Below are 14,071 nucleotides of genomic sequence, written 5' to 3'. Positions count from 1 at the left end.
TTAAATATTATTCAAGCTCCACTTTAGTTGCTCCTGCTTCAATAAGTTTTTGCTTGATTTTTTCTGCTTCGTCTTTAGGAACATTAGCAGTCAAATCTTTAGGTAAAGATTCAACCAACTCTTTTGCTTCTTTTAAACCCAATGTAGAATTAACTTCTCTCACAGCTTTAATAACTCCTATTTTTTTACTCGCATCAATTTCTTTAATCACAACTTTATACTCAGCTTTTTCTTGAGCAGCAGGAGCAGCAGCATTATCACTAATAGGCGCCCCAGCACCAACAGCTCCACCAAGAAAAGAACCAGCAGGCAACCCTATTTTCTCTTCTAGAACTTTTACAAGTTCAGAAGCCTCTAATAGGTTTAAAGATAATATTTTATCAACCAAATCACTTGTTACATTACTCATAATTATCACCTTACTTAACAACAAATTTATTTTTTAGAACTATAATAATCCAAAACTCTCATAAGCCTCATAGAAGATGAATTAATAGACAACGCCAACCGAGCAGGAATATCATAAGATATTAAACGCATAATTTTAACACGCAATTCATCCAGAGAAGGCAACTTAGCCAGTTTATTAACATCTTCCACTGTTAACAATTCATTTAAATGAGCTGCGCAAATCACAGACATTTTTTCTTTGTTAGCATTAGTAAAATCAACTATTAATTTTGCAGCTTCTGCTATGCCACTAGAGTATATAATAGCAACAGGACCAGAAAATTTGCCTGATAAATAAGAAAATTTACCAGTCCTTTCTAAAGCCAAGCGAGCTAGAGTGTTTTTAACTACTAATACCCCACCTGCTATAGACTTCAGGCTATTTCTAAGAGTTAACGAATCATTAGCATTTATAGATTTAAAATTTACTAATATTAAGAAATCATTATTTACAAATACGTTTATTGTGCTCTGTATAAATTCATCCTTATTTTTACGCTTCACGGTATCACTCCCTTAAATTACATCTTCCACTTTGCTTATCTTATAAGCTTTACCCATAGTTGAATTTAAAAAAACACCCTTAAAGTAAATTCCTTTCACAGAAATAGGTTTATTATCTTTAATTACTTTAAGAAAGGCTTTTAAATTTTCTAGCAAGTCATCAATATCAAATTTAATATTTCCTAATTTACCATGAATAACACCATTTTTATCTGTTCTAAATTTCACCTGACCAGATTTAATGGTTTTAATAGCTTCTGCAATGTTAGAAGTCACAGTACCAAATTTAGGGTTAGGCATCAGCCCTTTAGCACCCAATACTTTTGCAATAGGAGTGATTTTTGCCATAAAATCAGGAGTAGTAATGCACCAATCAACATCTAATTTTCTACCTTTTTTTATTTCTTCAACTAAATCCTCTCCTCCTGCAATATCAGCACCAGCTTTTTCAGCTTCTAATAAATGTTTATCTTGAGCGAAAACAGCTACTTTAATATTTTTCCCGATACCTTTAGGCAAAACTACTGTACCACGCACCTGCTCTTCAGATTTACGTGAATCTACGCCTAAATTGACTGCAATATCAACTGATTCATTAAATTTTGCTGAAGCAGACTCAACAATCTTCTTCAAACACTGCTTAGGATTATCATTATATGTATTCATTTACCTAACCTTCCACAACTTCTATACCCATAGATTTTGCAGTGCCTACAACCATTTTCACTGCTGAATCTTCATTATCCACCTTCATATCAACCATCTTGCACTTTGCCACTTTAATTATAGCAGACATAGGTAATTTAGCCACTAATTCTTTACCAGGATTACCAGAACTTTTACTTAATTTAGCCTCCTGCTTAAGTAAATAAGCCACAGGCGGACCGCTGACAGTAAAATCATGAGAGCGATCATCCTTTATGGAAATTCGCACTGTTACTAAATCGCCTACTTTATAATTAGCGTTAGCAGTGCTAGTAACTTTATTAAAAGCTTCACAAAACTTAGGAACAGGTATACCACGTGGACCAAGTACTGAAGCAATTTTCGGTCCTGGAACTGCTTTCCCAGCTTCCATAAGTAAGTTAATCTTAGCAACTACAACACTCATAATTAATCCTCTATTTTCTCTATTTGAGCCAGATCAAGCTCTATTATTGTCGGCTTACCTAAAATCGATACTTCCACATTAATAATTTTTTTCTCATCGTTTACCATATTTACCTTACCAGTAAAATTTTGAAAAAGACCATCATTAATTTTCACTTTTTCATCTTTTTCATAACCATAACCTAACTTCTTTGTCTCTTGAGCATCATAAAGTGCATTACACATTGAGTGAATCTCATCATCCAAAATCACCTTTGGAATATTACCATTTTTCAAAAATCCATAAACCTTAAGAGATTTTGGTATATTATTGATAAAATTCAATACTTCATCGCATAAATTCACGTATAAAAAGACATAACCAGGAAAGCATTTCCTTCGTGTAGCAATTTTCTTAGATTTCAACTCTACTTCACTTAGCTCTTCATATGGAATAAAAACTTCCTTAAAGTAATCATTAACACCCAATTTCATAGAATTTTCCAATATATGTTGGCGCACTTTCTCTTCACAATTGGAAGCAACTCTCAAGATATACCATTTATATCTATTAAATTCTTTACACTTTAAACTTATTTCATCATCTGAAATCATCTCAAAATCACCAGATTCGCCACTGCAGAATCCAGGCGTTTGATTCAAAATATTTTTGCTTTCATCACATAGATGCATATATACATACACTTCACATAACTCTTTTATATCAGACTTTGAATTACATACCGTTTGATAAGGAATAAACACTTCCTTAAAATAAACAGCATCACTTACCAATTCGCGTATATTTTGCTCATATCCATAATCAACTTTAATGATATACCATTTATATTCACATTCCATAAATAATTCCAAATAAAGCCTTAATTACGTAAAGAGACATAAAATCCACAAAACAGAAGAAAGTCGAAAAGCATAATATAACAATCATTACAACAAATAGAGATGACAACACCTCCTGTTTCTTTACCCAAGCAATTCTTCGTATTTCTTGCTTTATATCACAAAAAAAAACACACAAATTTTTTAACATTTTCACCACAACATTAATGCAGGAGCGATAGGAATTGAACCTACAACCTCTGGTTTTGGAGACCAGCGCTCTACCAATTGAGCTACACTCCTATAACTCAAACTCTCACTCCAAAATTTCAGAAACAACACCAGAACCAACAGTTCTACCGCCTTCTCTTATCGCAAAACGCAATCCCTTATCCATTGCTATCGGTACTTGCAATTCTACTTCTACACTCACATTATCTCCTGGCATTACCATCTCCTTCCCATTTAGCAATTTTATGCTCCCAGTTACATCCGTTGTCCTTAAATAAAACTGTGGCTGGTAATTCGCAAAAAATGGTGTATGCCTTCCTCCTTCCTCTTTCTTTAATATATAAACCTCCGCCTTAAACTTTCTATGCGGCGTTATCGTCCCCGGTTTTGCTAATACTTGCCCTCTCTCCACTTCTTCTCTTTTTGTTCCTCTTAACAATATTCCTACATTGAGTCCTGCACTTCCCTTATCCAGCAACTTCTTAAACATTTCTACACCTGTGCATATCGTCTTTTGCGTCTCCTTCAGACCTATTATCTCTATCTCTTCTCCCGTCTTTATCTCTCCCTTCTCTATTCTTCCTGTTACCACCGTCCCTCGCCCCGATATCGAAAATACATCTTCGATTGGCAATAAAAATGGTAAATCCACAGGCCTTGGTGGAACCGCCACATATTCATCTAACTTTTCCATCAATTTGTCTATTGATTTCTTTCCATATTCGCCGCTGTCATCCTCCAGCGCCTTGAGTGCTGACCCAACTACCACAGGCACTTCATCCCCTGGAAATCCGTATTTACTCAGCAATTCCCTCACTTCCATTTCTACTAAATCTATCATATCAGCATCAGCAACATCAGCTTTATTTATATACACCACGATATATCCAACACCCACCTGCTTCGCCAGCAATATATGCTCTCTCGTTTGTGGCATTGGCCCATCAACTCCCGACACTACCAATATCGCTGCATCCATCTGTGCTGCACCTACTATCATATTCTTTACATAGTCAGCATGTCCAGGACAATCAACGTGTGCATAATGCCTTTTTTCCGTCTGATACTCAACATGCGCTGTTGCTATCGTTATCCCCCTCTTCCTTTCTTCTGGCGCTTTATCTATCTGATCGTACGCTACAAAATTTCCATAATGCTTTGTTATCGCCGCTGTTAACGTTGTCTTCCCATGATCCACATGTCCTATTGTTCCCACATTTACATGCGGCTTTCCAAATGCTTCCACTACTGCTGTCATAATTATTACCCTTAATTATACTTTAACTTTAACTCATCAACCACATATTGTGGTACTTGTTCATAATAAGAAAAATGCATACTATACTGAGCTCTTCCCTGAGATATAGAACGCAAAACATTTATATAACCAAACATATTCGCAAGAGGTACGAAAGCAAGAATTATAGTGCTACTATTATGCGTTTCCATACTTGAAACTTGCCCCCTTCTGCTATTTACATCGCCCATGATATCACCCATATACTCTTCAGGCGTAATGATTTCAACTTTCATTATAGGTTCTAACATTTTTGGACCAGCTTTATTTGCCATCTCTTTAAAAGCACCTTTAGCAGCAAGTTCAAAAGCTAAAGGACTAGAATCAACCTCATGAAAAGCACCATCAAGAAGGGTAGCCTTAAAATCAATCAACGGAAATCCCGAAATTATACCACCTTCTTTTATCAACTCTAAGCCATTTTCTACCCCAGGAATATACTCTTTTGGAATAGCACCACCTACAATTTTACTTTCAAATTGAAACCCAGAACCAGGCTCAAGAGGTTCAAATTTTATTTTAACCTTAGCAAACTGACCAGCCCCACCAGATTGTTTTTTATGAGTGTAATCAATTTCAACAGATTTAGTGATAGTTTCACGATATGCAACCTGAGGAGCACCGACGTTAGCCTCAACGTTAAACTCGCGCTTCATTCTATCAACAATAATCTCAAGATGGAGCTCACCCATGCCTTTCAATATAGTCTGACCGCTTTCCGCATTTACTGACATTCTTAAAGAAGGATCTTCTGCAACCAATCTATTTAAAGCAACACCTAATTTTTCCTGATCTGAAGTAGTTTTAGGTTCCACAGCAATTTCAATAACAGGCTCAGGAAATTCCATACGCTCTAATAATATAGGAAAATCAGGTGAACATAAAGTGTCGCCAGTAATTGTTCTCTTTAATCCAACTAGGGCAACTATATCGCCAACTTTAGCTTCGTTTATATCTTCTCTGTTATTTGCATGCATAAGCAGCATTCTGCCAATTCCTTCAGTCTCATTTTTTCCCGCATTTAACACAGCAGATTTAGATTTTAACTTACCGGAATAAATACGAATAAACGTCAAGCTGCCTACAAACTTATCCGTCATCACTTTAAACGCAAGAGCAACGAATTTCTCTTTTTCTGAAGGTTTGATCTCAATTTTCTTTTCTAAATCTTTAGGATCAGTTCCAACAATTACATCAACATCAATAGGAGAAGGTAAAAAGTCAACCACACCATCTAAAAGTGGTTGTACGCCTTTATTTTTAAAAGCTGATCCACATAATACAGGAACAAATTTTCCTTTAATGGTCCCATTTTTTACGCATTTTTTCAGTAAATCCACTGGCAGATCATTAGACTCAAAGTAAGTGTTCATCGCTTCATCATCCATCTCAGCTGCAGCATCTAATAAAAGATTTCGATATTCTTGAGCCTTGTCAAGCAAATCAGAAGGAATATCTTCATAAGAAAATTTAGCGCCCAACGTTTCTTCTTGCCATATAATGGCTTTCATAGAAATAAGGTCAATTATACCTTTGAAATCTTTCTCACTTCCTATTGGCAACTGAATGACTAAAGGTGCTGTACCAAGCTTCGTCTTTATCATATCAACACATCGATAAAAATTTGCCCCTATTCTATCCATCTTATTAACAAAGCAGATACGAGGAACGCTATATTTATCAGCTTGACGCCAAACTGTCTCAGATTGAGGTTCAACTCCAGCAACTCCATCAAATACAGCAACTGCACCATCCAAAACCCTTAAAGATCTCTCAACTTCAATAGTGAAATCAACATGACCAGGAGTGTCTATTATATTAACCCTATGATCATTCCAAAAACATGTTGTTGCAGCAGATGTGATTGTAATACCACGCTCTTTTTCCTGCTCCATCCAATCCATAGAAGCTGCACCATCGTGCACTTCACCAATTCTATTTTGCTTACCAGTATAAAATAAAATACGCTCTGTTGTGGTAGTCTTACCAGCATCTATGTGAGCCATTATCCCTATATTTCTGTATTTAGATATCCCAATTTCCATATCACAATTAATTAGCTAACATTAAAAACGAAGATGAGAAAATGCCTTATTAGCCTCAGCCATTTTATATTTTTCTTCGCACATCTTAAACGCACCACCGCGTTTATTATAAGCATCCAGTATTTCAGATTGCAAACAATCAACAGTAGTTTTTCCACTCTTTTTTCGAGCAGCAGAAGTTGCTTTAGCAATCCACCTTAACGCTAAAGAAACCGCTCTATCTTGTCGAACTTCAACAGGCACTTGATAAGTTGCACCACCAATGCGTCGAGAACGCACTTCTATAGAAGGAGTAACATTTCCTACCGCTGTTTCAAAAATTGATAACCCACCTTCGCCTATTTTCTTTTCAGCTAAAGACAAAGCGTCATAGATAATCTTTTCTGCAGTAGATTTTTTACCACATTTCATGATTGTATTAATGAAACGCATCAGCAAAACACTGCCGTAACGCGAATCAGGACTTATTTCTCTTTTTTTTGCTTTATTCCGACGAGCCATAAACTTTAACCAGATTTCTTTACACCATATTTTGAACGAGCTTTCTTTCGATTTTGCACACCACGCAGATCAAGGGCACCTCTTATTATGTGATAACGCACACCTGGCAAATCTTTAACCCGCCCACCACGTATCAAAACAACAGAGTGCTCTTGTAAATTATGACCTTCACCAGGTATATAAGCTGTCACTTCACCATACCCACTAATTTTTACTCTGGCTACTTTACGGAGTGCTGAGTTAGGCTTCCTAGGAGTTGTAGTATACACCTTAGTGCAAACACCCCTCCTTTGAGGGTTGCTTTCTCCCAAAGCTGGTACCTTTTTCTTATGGGTCAATCCTAATCTACCCTTACGTATTAATTGATTTATCGTAGGCATATGTTATAAACTCAAGCTCATTAAAATAACTAAGTTTTTAGTTATAAAATAATAAACCTCAATAGTCAATATAAAAATAAAAATTACTACTCTAATAATTAAGCTCAACTGCTTTGAAAGCCATCAGTAGACTTCTTGCATCACCTCCCAAGCCGCAATTGTCATTCAGTAGAAACGCAAAACTTGCTTGACACCCTCCGCCAGCCCCCTTATCATGAAACTGAAGCTATTTATTTATCTTCTCTGTACAGATTAAATGACAAAAAAACTCAACGTATTTGGCGTCTCATGTTTAATTTTTTGCACTATGTGCACCTTATGTCTTTATCAAATTTCTAGGTTTTTACCTACACAAGCTGAAATACGCTTATAAAGCATTTAAAACATCAAAAAACGCCAACTTAAAAAATGGATAGTGAATAACTAGCTACCCTAGGGTTTCTTTTGCCTTTTTTTCTGTTTAGTAAATTTCTTAACGTTTATAATTTAGATTAGTTGCGGTTTAAAAGCAGCTGAATCGCGGTTATTAAGCGTTTAGAATAAAAAAACGCCATACTTGAAAGTATAATGTAAGTAATTAGCCAACCACGGGGCTTCTTTTGCCTTTTTTTTCATTTGGTAAATTTCTTAATATTTATAGCTAAACGACAACCGTCATCCCAGTACCTTCTCTTGTCATCCCAGTGCCCAGACACTGGGATCCAGGAATTTTATTAAGTTGGTAAGCATAAAAGTAGCCGTTTTATGCTAAAGTACAACGTTTTGATGATTATGAAAAAGCTGGATTCCAGTGTCAAGCACTGGAATGACACCCTCTTGGATGGAAATCAGCGTCAGCTACTGGGATGACAGGGTAGCCTGACAACCGTCATCCCGCTGCTTGTCAGCGGGATCTATGCCGAGATACCGCGGCGGTATGACGTAGAGCTCGCGTTAGCTACTTTCATGACACCATTTGCTGTCTTCAAAAATGAATGTTCTTACAATTGTGCGTCACGCGCTTTATTAAATATTTTACTTAAAAATCTAATTTCTTATTATACAAGAGATAGGCAATTCATTAATGATGAAAAATTACAAAAAGGGGCATAGAAAGCGCTTAAGAGAGAAAATTATTTTAGATAATGGACAATCATTACTTGATTATGAAGTTTTAGAGCACATTTTATATTCAGCATACAGTAGAATTGATGTAAAACCGATAGCAAAGAGTTTGATAGAAAATTTTGGCAGTTTGAATAAAGTTTTTAATGCTGACCTGGAAGCACTGCAAAACGTCGATGGTGTCAGCAATGCAGCGATATCTGCCATCTTTTGTGTAAAACAAGCCTTTGTTCGTTCTGCAAGAGAAGAAATAAAAGACCTGCCTATAATCGATAACTGGGAAAAATTGCTTGATTATTTAAGAATAAGTATAGGAAGCCTCAACAAGGAAAATTTTCGCGTCATCTATATGAATAAAAAGTATCGTCTAATAGCGGAAGACCTGCAAAACATTGGTACAGTAGATCAAACTCCTCTTTATGTCAGAGAGATCATCAAGCGCGCACTTTTGATTGGTTCAACGTCCATTGTAATATCTCACAATCATCCAAGCGGAGATACACAACCTTCAAATAGCGATATATCTCTCACTAGACAATTAGCAGAAGCTTGCCAAAGTATAGGAATAGAATTAATAGATCACATTATTATTACATTCAGTAGCTATTTTAGTTTCAAGGAAAATAGGTTATTGTGAAAGCTTTTATAGCTACAGTAACTTAGGTTTACCGACAATCGTCATCCCGCTACTTGTTAGCGGCTAAGAGATACCGCGGCGGTATAGTAACTCGTCATTCCGCTACGTGTTAGCGGCTGAGATACCGCGGCGGTATGACGTGTTGCTTGGGCCAGCTATACATATTAACTTAAAGGGAATTTATATCTCAAAACCGCAAAAAAAGGTGTGTGTATTTGTGAAAAAAAATCTCCATGAAATTTGTGAAGCAATGTGGTGGGACTAGTGCGATTCGAACGCACGACCTTCGGATTAGGAGTCCAACGCTCTATCCTGCTGAGCTATAGTCCCGTGTTTCCTACCATTCATGTAAAGTTATAGCAAAAAATCCTTTCTTTTCTAGATTTCTTGCATAACCAATTTATGACGACAAAAAACATTTCTGTACTTCTTGAGTATAATGCTATTATATTTAATAACATGGTTTAAGTAAGATTAATGCTAGTTAACAACATTGGTTATTTCTATAACAATCAAAACGACTTTGCTTTAAACAATATAAACATTAAAGTAAAGAAAGGAAATGTTGCATGTTTATTGGGGCATTCTGGCTGTGGCAAGTCAACAATTTTGAAATTAATTGCGGGGATAGAAAATCCAAAATCTGGAACTATTTTTATAAATGATAGGTTAGTTGCAAGCAATAAGGCATCAGTCACTATAGAGGATAGAAATATCGGATTGATTTTTCAGCATTCTGCATTATTTCCTCATAAAACAGTAGTAGAAAATATAACCTTTGCTATCCGCAGCTCTTCCAAGAGAGAAAAGCACCTAATTGCATTGGAAATTTTGAAGTTACTCAATATAGAAAAATACGAAAATATGTACCCTAATGCCTTATCTGGAGGACAGCAACAATTAGTTGCAATAGCAAGAGTGATGGCACAAAACCCTGATGTTGTGTTGTTAGATGAACCATTTTCTAATTTAGATATACTGCTCAAGTGCCGAATAAGACAACATATATTGTCCCTTTTTAGAAGTAAAAATATCCCTGTGCTAATGGTAACTCATGACCCGCAAGAAGCATTGAAAGTTGCAGATTTTATCTACGTAATGAAAAATGGTAAAATTATTCAATCAGGAGTTTCTAGCGATATATACCATAGGCCTAAAGATGATACGCTAGCAAAGTTTTTTAGTGAGCTCTCTTCTACTCTACAGTTAAGCGAAAAGTTTCCACTTATTCGCTGCAAGAAAATAATCTAGTCTGGAATTATTATAAGATATAGCTCACACAGATAAAGTTTACTCTTTTGTCATCCTATGGCTTGACCATAGAAAAAAATCTAGATTCCAGCGGGCTTTGTTGCATAGCAACCGAAAAAATCTGGTGGCTACTGACAAAATTCATTATAAATAACCATTTAACTGTTGAAGAAAAAATATGCCACAGAAAATGAAAGTCAGTAACCAAAATGAATATAACAAATTTCTCCAGGAAAGAGGAAATATTTTTCATTATATCAATGAAGCCATAGAAAATTGGTATGAAAATAGTCCAAAAATGCAAGGCGGCAACTATATTTACAGTGATAAAGTTGTGATTTTGGTGCATATAATTGTCAATCTTTTTAGAATTGGTTTAAGACAAACGGTGGGGTTTATAAAAGGATATATGCAACAAATAGGAAGAGATTTAGCAGTTATCAGCTATTCACAAGCATCAAGAAGGTTTAAGAAACTTAATATTAAGATCAATGATTGCAGAATTGATAAAAATAATATGGAAGACATCGAAATTGCTATAGATAGTACAGGTATCAGCATTTACAACAATACCCCTGGTCACAGCAAGGAAAATAGCGCTGACAGAAAATATCGTGGCTATGAACAGACAAGAAAATTGCATGTAATGTTGAATATAAACAGCAAAAAAGCCATAGCTGTAAAATACAGTAACGGTGTCTACTCTGATCACTATGGAGCTTGCGATTTGCTTAAAGAAGTTAATTTTCAGCATGTCATAAAAGCACTATATGCAGATAGGGCATATGATAGGCACAAGTTTTACAAATTGTGTCACGAATATGATATAAAGGCAAAAATTCCACCAATAAACAATGCGGCAGAACATCCAGAAATAGATTATATGTCTGACAGAAATGCTGCTATTAGGTTAATAAAATTATACGGTGAAGATGGCGTGAAAGAATGGAAAAAAGAAGTAAATTATGGGAAAAGATCTTATATTGAAGGGTTTTTCTCAAGATTAAAGCAAATATTTGGATTCAGCTTTAGGAATAAATCCGAAGTAAATCGCGAAAAAGAATTGCTGATTAAGTGCTATTTGCTTAATCAATTTACTGAAATTGGTATGGCTAAATTTGAAATGGCTACATGATATTTATCGTAAATTACTACCAGTATAAGGTGCGATGCAACAAAGCCATTCCAGCGTCACGCGCTAACTTAAATTGTTCAATACAACCATAAAATTTGTTTCGGTAAACCTAATTTGGGTTAGCTATAGAATTGAATATTAAAAAACCTTGATTTATAATTAAATAAAGGTGATATAATCTATGTGTTACTTGACTCCAGTCAAGCTTTAATATTTAAAGGTCAATATTTTAAATGGAGGTGAAAATGAGTTTAGGACCATGGCAATTGTTTCTAGTCTTAATAATAATTTTAGTTCTGTTTGGTGCAGGCAAATTACCGCAAGTTATGGGTGATTTAGGAAAAGGCATCAAAAACCTTAAACAGGAGCTCAAGGACTCAGAAAAATTATCGCCTAACGAACCAGATCGTTAGCGTCCTCATACTTCGTGACATGCACCTTAGTGCATGTCATCTGTTTAAAAACTTAGTCAGGTTAAAGAATGAAAGAGATGAAGTGTTGGTATGAAATAAATAACAAATATTGAAATACAGCAACAACTATGTTAGCTTAGGAGGAATATTTTATTAAAGGATAATTGTGCAAAAAAGTGAGAAACTAACTAAAGATAAAAAACTAGCTTCTGATATTCTAAAAGAGGTTGCAGATACCAATAACAATGATAGCGATAAAGTAACTTTGTTTGACATTAAAACAGCTTTGCATGAGCGCGGTTTTGGTATTTTAATAATCATCTTCTCCTTGCCGCTATCGGTGCCTATACCGGTTCCACCTGGTTATACAACTATTCTTTCTATACCTTTAATCTTATTCTCACTGCAGCTTCTATTTGGATTTGATTCTCCTTGGATGCCGCATTGGTTGGAAAGAAGGTCTTTTCAGCGTTCAACACTAGCTCTTGTGGTGGAAAAAACTTCTCCAGCATTAAGAAAAATAGAAAAGTTCATGAAACCAAGAATGTCTTTTATTTTCTATGGGCCCGGTGAAAAGATTTTAGCTTTTATAATGTTGCTTTGTGCATTATCAATAGCTCTTCCATTACCTCTTACCAATTTTATTCCTGCAATTGGTACGACTCTTATTTCACTTGGAATTATGAGTAAAGATGGGTTTCTATCCATATTAGGAGTTTTAATATCATTGTGTGGGTTATTGCTTACTCTTGTTGTAGTAGTCAAAGGGCCACAACTTATCATTGGGGCATTTTCTTTTCTCAAAAGCTTCGTATATGGTTAGGCTTTACAATACCTTAACAAAAAAAAAGGAACTTTTTACACCAATCGATAAAGATCATGTGAAAATGTATGTTTGCGGACCAACAGTATATGACACAGCACATATAGGCAATGCACGGTCTGTTGTTGTGTATGATGTGTTATTTCAGCTACTTAAGTTTTGTTATGGCAAAGTTACCTATGTGCGTAACATAACCGACATTGATGATAAGATAATTAATGCAGCAAGTGAGAAAAATAGCAACATAGAAAGTATAACCACATATTACATTAAAGCTTTTCATGATGATATGGAAAGCATAAATTGTAAAGAGCCAACACACGAGCCAAAAGCAACGGAAAACGTAGATTATATTATAGAATTAATTGAACATTTGCTGCGATCTGGTCATGCTTATGAATCCAATAAACATGTATATTTTAGTGTAGAATCTTACCATGAATATGGTGCTTTATCAGGAAAAAAAACTGATGAATTGGTTCCAGGTAGCAGAGTTGAAGTTAATGAAAATAAAAAGCACCCGGGAGATTTTGTACTGTGGAAACCTGCAAGTGATATTGACTACAAACTTTCAAGTTATTGGAATAGCCCATGGGGAGAAGGAAGACCAGGATGGCATATAGAGTGTTCAGCGATGTCATATGCTTACCTTGGCAAGGATTTTGACATTCATGGTGGCGGCATAGATTTACAATTTCCTCACCATGAAAATGAAATTGCACAGAGTAAGTCTGCATTTGCTGGATCAATGTTTGCAAAATACTGGATGCATAACGGTTTTCTTACAGTAAATGAAGAAAAAATGAGCAAGTCCTTATTTAATATAGTCAAAGTAAGGGATTTGCTAGATAGTGGAATAAAGGGTGAAGTAATACGCTATGCACTGCTCAAAACTCACTACAGAAAACCACTTGATTGGACAGAAAACGTTATTTCTGATGCACAGGAAACCTTAAATAAATTTAATCGGTTATCACGTGGTTTAGATACAATAAATATTGATGAAAGTAATGCAGAGATTTCTAAAGATTTTATAGACGCTTTAAAAAACGACTTAAACATTCCTGAAGCTCTAGCTATATTACATGAAATGGCTGCAAAAATCAACAAAATGAGTAATGAAAGTGAAAAGCTTAAATTAACTGAGAGTTTTGTTAAGAGTGCCAGATTTATTGGTCTTCTTGAGTCAAGTTATCAAGAGTGGTTTGCTGTGGATGTAAATCATCAAGAAATAGAAAGGTTGATAGACTTAAGAAAAATTGCAAAAAAAAATAAAAATTACGATACTGCAGACAAAATAAGGGATCAGCTGAAACAAATAGGGGTTACAATTTCTGATAATGAAGATGGTACAACAACCTGGTAAACTCA

Annotated in this window: 18 protein-coding genes and 2 tRNA genes; 8 read left to right on the top strand and 12 right to left on the bottom strand. The window is 35.3% G+C overall.

The genetic code is table 11. The features are described 5' to 3' along the window. Nucleotides 1-7 precede the first annotated feature (7 nt). From rplL to rpsL, 11 genes are all read right to left on the bottom strand, one after another. Nucleotides 8-409 (bottom strand): 50S ribosomal protein L7/L12, encoded by a 402-nt coding sequence (gene rplL / locus OPR48_RS03775; RefSeq protein ID WP_253307301.1) that lies wholly within the window; start codon nucleotides 407-409, stop codon nucleotides 8-10. Between the two features lie 26 nt (nucleotides 410-435). Further along, nucleotides 436-954, bottom strand: a complete 519-nt coding sequence (rplJ, locus tag OPR48_RS03770) for a 50S ribosomal protein L10 (RefSeq protein ID WP_265025464.1) — start codon at nucleotides 952-954, stop codon at nucleotides 436-438. Nucleotides 955-966: 12 nt separating this feature from the next. Further along, complete coding sequence (rplA, locus tag OPR48_RS03765; RefSeq protein WP_265025463.1) at nucleotides 967-1,620, bottom strand: 50S ribosomal protein L1; 654 nt, start codon at nucleotides 1,618-1,620, stop codon at nucleotides 967-969. Between the two features lie 4 nt (nucleotides 1,621-1,624). Continuing rightward, the gene (locus OPR48_RS03760) at nucleotides 1,625-2,065 is read right to left on the bottom strand and encodes a 50S ribosomal protein L11 (RefSeq protein WP_265025462.1); all 441 of its coding nucleotides are present in this window, start codon (nucleotides 2,063-2,065) and stop codon (nucleotides 1,625-1,627) included. A gap of 2 nt (nucleotides 2,066-2,067) precedes the next feature. Further along, nucleotides 2,068-2,904, bottom strand: a complete 837-nt coding sequence (gene nusG / locus OPR48_RS03755; protein WP_320109936.1) for a transcription termination/antitermination protein NusG — start codon at nucleotides 2,902-2,904, stop codon at nucleotides 2,068-2,070. After that, a complete protein-coding gene (secE, locus tag OPR48_RS03750; RefSeq protein ID WP_265026621.1) occupies nucleotides 2,894-3,094 on the bottom strand; it encodes a preprotein translocase subunit SecE in 201 nt (66 codons plus the stop codon). The genes nusG and secE overlap by 11 nt, the downstream gene beginning before the upstream one ends. A 19-nt stretch (nucleotides 3,095-3,113) precedes the next feature. Further along, nucleotides 3,114-3,186: transfer RNA gene (locus tag OPR48_RS03745), tRNA-Trp, on the bottom strand. A gap of 13 nt (nucleotides 3,187-3,199) precedes the next feature. Next, on the bottom strand, nucleotides 3,200-4,372 hold the full coding sequence (gene tuf, locus OPR48_RS03740) for an elongation factor Tu (RefSeq protein ID WP_265025460.1): 1,173 nt from the start codon (nucleotides 4,370-4,372) through the stop codon (nucleotides 3,200-3,202). An 11-nt stretch (nucleotides 4,373-4,383) separates the two neighbouring features. After that, entirely contained in the window at nucleotides 4,384-6,456 is a 2,073-nt protein-coding gene (gene fusA / locus OPR48_RS03735) for an elongation factor G (protein WP_265025459.1), read from the bottom strand. A 21-nt stretch (nucleotides 6,457-6,477) separates the two neighbouring features. After that, nucleotides 6,478-6,957, bottom strand: coding sequence for a 30S ribosomal protein S7 (gene rpsG / locus OPR48_RS03730; protein WP_007549313.1), 480 nt, complete (start codon nucleotides 6,955-6,957; stop codon nucleotides 6,478-6,480). A 5-nt stretch (nucleotides 6,958-6,962) separates the two neighbouring features. After that, nucleotides 6,963-7,337 (bottom strand): 30S ribosomal protein S12, encoded by a 375-nt coding sequence (gene rpsL, locus OPR48_RS03725; RefSeq protein WP_006279787.1) that lies wholly within the window; start codon nucleotides 7,335-7,337, stop codon nucleotides 6,963-6,965. Between the two features lie 945 nt (nucleotides 7,338-8,282). Between rpsL and OPR48_RS03720 the strand changes: the two genes are divergently transcribed. Together OPR48_RS03720 and radC are read left to right on the top strand one after the other, a co-directional pair. Continuing rightward, complete coding sequence (locus OPR48_RS03720; protein WP_265025458.1) at nucleotides 8,283-8,429, top strand: hypothetical protein; 147 nt, start codon at nucleotides 8,283-8,285, stop codon at nucleotides 8,427-8,429. Beyond that, nucleotides 8,404-9,078: a RadC family protein gene (gene radC, locus OPR48_RS03715; RefSeq protein ID WP_265025457.1), complete on the top strand. Its 675-nt coding sequence runs from the start codon at nucleotides 8,404-8,406 to the stop codon at nucleotides 9,076-9,078. Before OPR48_RS03720 ends, radC begins: the two co-directional genes overlap by 26 nt. Before the next feature lie 253 nt (nucleotides 9,079-9,331). On the opposite strand, the gene OPR48_RS03710 is transcribed toward radC, so the two are convergent. Further along, nucleotides 9,332-9,408 (bottom strand) — tRNA-Arg (locus OPR48_RS03710). Between the two features lie 147 nt (nucleotides 9,409-9,555). Between OPR48_RS03710 and OPR48_RS03705 the strand changes: the two genes are divergently transcribed. The 6 genes from OPR48_RS03705 (at nucleotide 9,556) to cysS (ending at nucleotide 14,066) form a co-directional block, all read left to right on the top strand. Then, complete coding sequence (locus OPR48_RS03705) at nucleotides 9,556-10,329, top strand: ABC transporter ATP-binding protein (protein ID WP_265025456.1); 774 nt, start codon at nucleotides 9,556-9,558, stop codon at nucleotides 10,327-10,329. A gap of 62 nt (nucleotides 10,330-10,391) precedes the next feature. After that, entirely contained in the window at nucleotides 10,392-10,523 is a 132-nt protein-coding gene (locus tag OPR48_RS03700) for a hypothetical protein (RefSeq protein WP_265025455.1), read from the top strand. Then, nucleotides 10,508-11,464: an IS5 family transposase gene (locus OPR48_RS03695; protein WP_265025454.1), complete on the top strand. Its 957-nt coding sequence runs from the start codon at nucleotides 10,508-10,510 to the stop codon at nucleotides 11,462-11,464. The genes OPR48_RS03700 and OPR48_RS03695 overlap by 16 nt, the downstream gene beginning before the upstream one ends. A 245-nt stretch (nucleotides 11,465-11,709) precedes the next feature. Further along, nucleotides 11,710-11,877 (top strand): twin-arginine translocase TatA, encoded by a 168-nt coding sequence (gene tatA, locus OPR48_RS03690; protein WP_265025453.1) that lies wholly within the window; start codon nucleotides 11,710-11,712, stop codon nucleotides 11,875-11,877. A 166-nt stretch (nucleotides 11,878-12,043) separates the two neighbouring features. Continuing rightward, the gene (locus OPR48_RS03685; RefSeq protein ID WP_265025452.1) at nucleotides 12,044-12,700 is read left to right on the top strand and encodes an exopolysaccharide biosynthesis protein; all 657 of its coding nucleotides are present in this window, start codon (nucleotides 12,044-12,046) and stop codon (nucleotides 12,698-12,700) included. Continuing rightward, entirely contained in the window at nucleotides 12,693-14,066 is a 1,374-nt protein-coding gene (gene cysS / locus OPR48_RS03680) for a cysteine--tRNA ligase (RefSeq protein ID WP_265025451.1), read from the top strand. The genes OPR48_RS03685 and cysS overlap by 8 nt, the downstream gene beginning before the upstream one ends. Nucleotides 14,067-14,071 lie beyond the last annotated feature (5 nt).

Origin of the sequence: Wolbachia endosymbiont (group A) of Bibio marci (genome assembly GCF_947251645.1) — a bacterium.
GTDB lineage: Bacteria > Pseudomonadota > Alphaproteobacteria > Rickettsiales > Anaplasmataceae > Wolbachia.
The sequence above is the reverse complement of the archived record's forward strand: the minus strand, read 5'-3'. Positions and strand labels throughout refer to the sequence as shown.

What these genes read in the sequence shown, in the direction of transcription:
- tuf (WP_265025460.1), bottom strand. Translation starts at nt 4,372, where the DNA reads ATGACAGCAGTAGTGGAAGCATTTGGAAAGCCGCATGTAAATGTGGGA.
- nusG (WP_320109936.1), bottom strand. Translation starts at nt 2,904, where the DNA reads ATGGAATGTGAATATAAATGGTATATCATTAAAGTTGATTATGGATAT.
- OPR48_RS03695 (WP_265025454.1), top strand. Translation starts at nt 10,508, where the DNA reads ATGCCACAGAAAATGAAAGTCAGTAACCAAAATGAATATAACAAATTT.
- rplA (WP_265025463.1), bottom strand. Translation starts at nt 1,620, where the DNA reads ATGAATACATATAATGATAATCCTAAGCAGTGTTTGAAGAAGATTGTT.
- OPR48_RS03760 (WP_265025462.1), bottom strand. Translation starts at nt 2,065, where the DNA reads ATGAGTGTTGTAGTTGCTAAGATTAACTTACTTATGGAAGCTGGGAAA.
- rpsL (WP_006279787.1), bottom strand. Translation starts at nt 7,337, where the DNA reads ATGCCTACGATAAATCAATTAATACGTAAGGGTAGATTAGGATTGACC.
- OPR48_RS03720 (WP_265025458.1), top strand. Translation starts at nt 8,283, where the DNA reads ATGACACCATTTGCTGTCTTCAAAAATGAATGTTCTTACAATTGTGCG.
- tatA (WP_265025453.1), top strand. Translation starts at nt 11,710, where the DNA reads ATGAGTTTAGGACCATGGCAATTGTTTCTAGTCTTAATAATAATTTTA.
- secE (WP_265026621.1), bottom strand. Translation starts at nt 3,094, where the DNA reads ATGTTAAAAAATTTGTGTGTTTTTTTTTGTGATATAAAGCAAGAAATA.
- cysS (WP_265025451.1), top strand. Translation starts at nt 12,693, where the DNA reads ATGGTTAGGCTTTACAATACCTTAACAAAAAAAAAGGAACTTTTTACA.
- radC (WP_265025457.1), top strand. Translation starts at nt 8,404, where the DNA reads ATGAAAAATTACAAAAAGGGGCATAGAAAGCGCTTAAGAGAGAAAATT.
- OPR48_RS03705 (WP_265025456.1), top strand. Translation starts at nt 9,556, where the DNA reads ATGCTAGTTAACAACATTGGTTATTTCTATAACAATCAAAACGACTTT.
- fusA (WP_265025459.1), bottom strand. Translation starts at nt 6,456, where the DNA reads ATGGAAATTGGGATATCTAAATACAGAAATATAGGGATAATGGCTCAC.
- rpsG (WP_007549313.1), bottom strand. Translation starts at nt 6,957, where the DNA reads ATGGCTCGTCGGAATAAAGCAAAAAAAAGAGAAATAAGTCCTGATTCG.
- rplL (WP_253307301.1), bottom strand. Translation starts at nt 409, where the DNA reads ATGAGTAATGTAACAAGTGATTTGGTTGATAAAATATTATCTTTAAAC.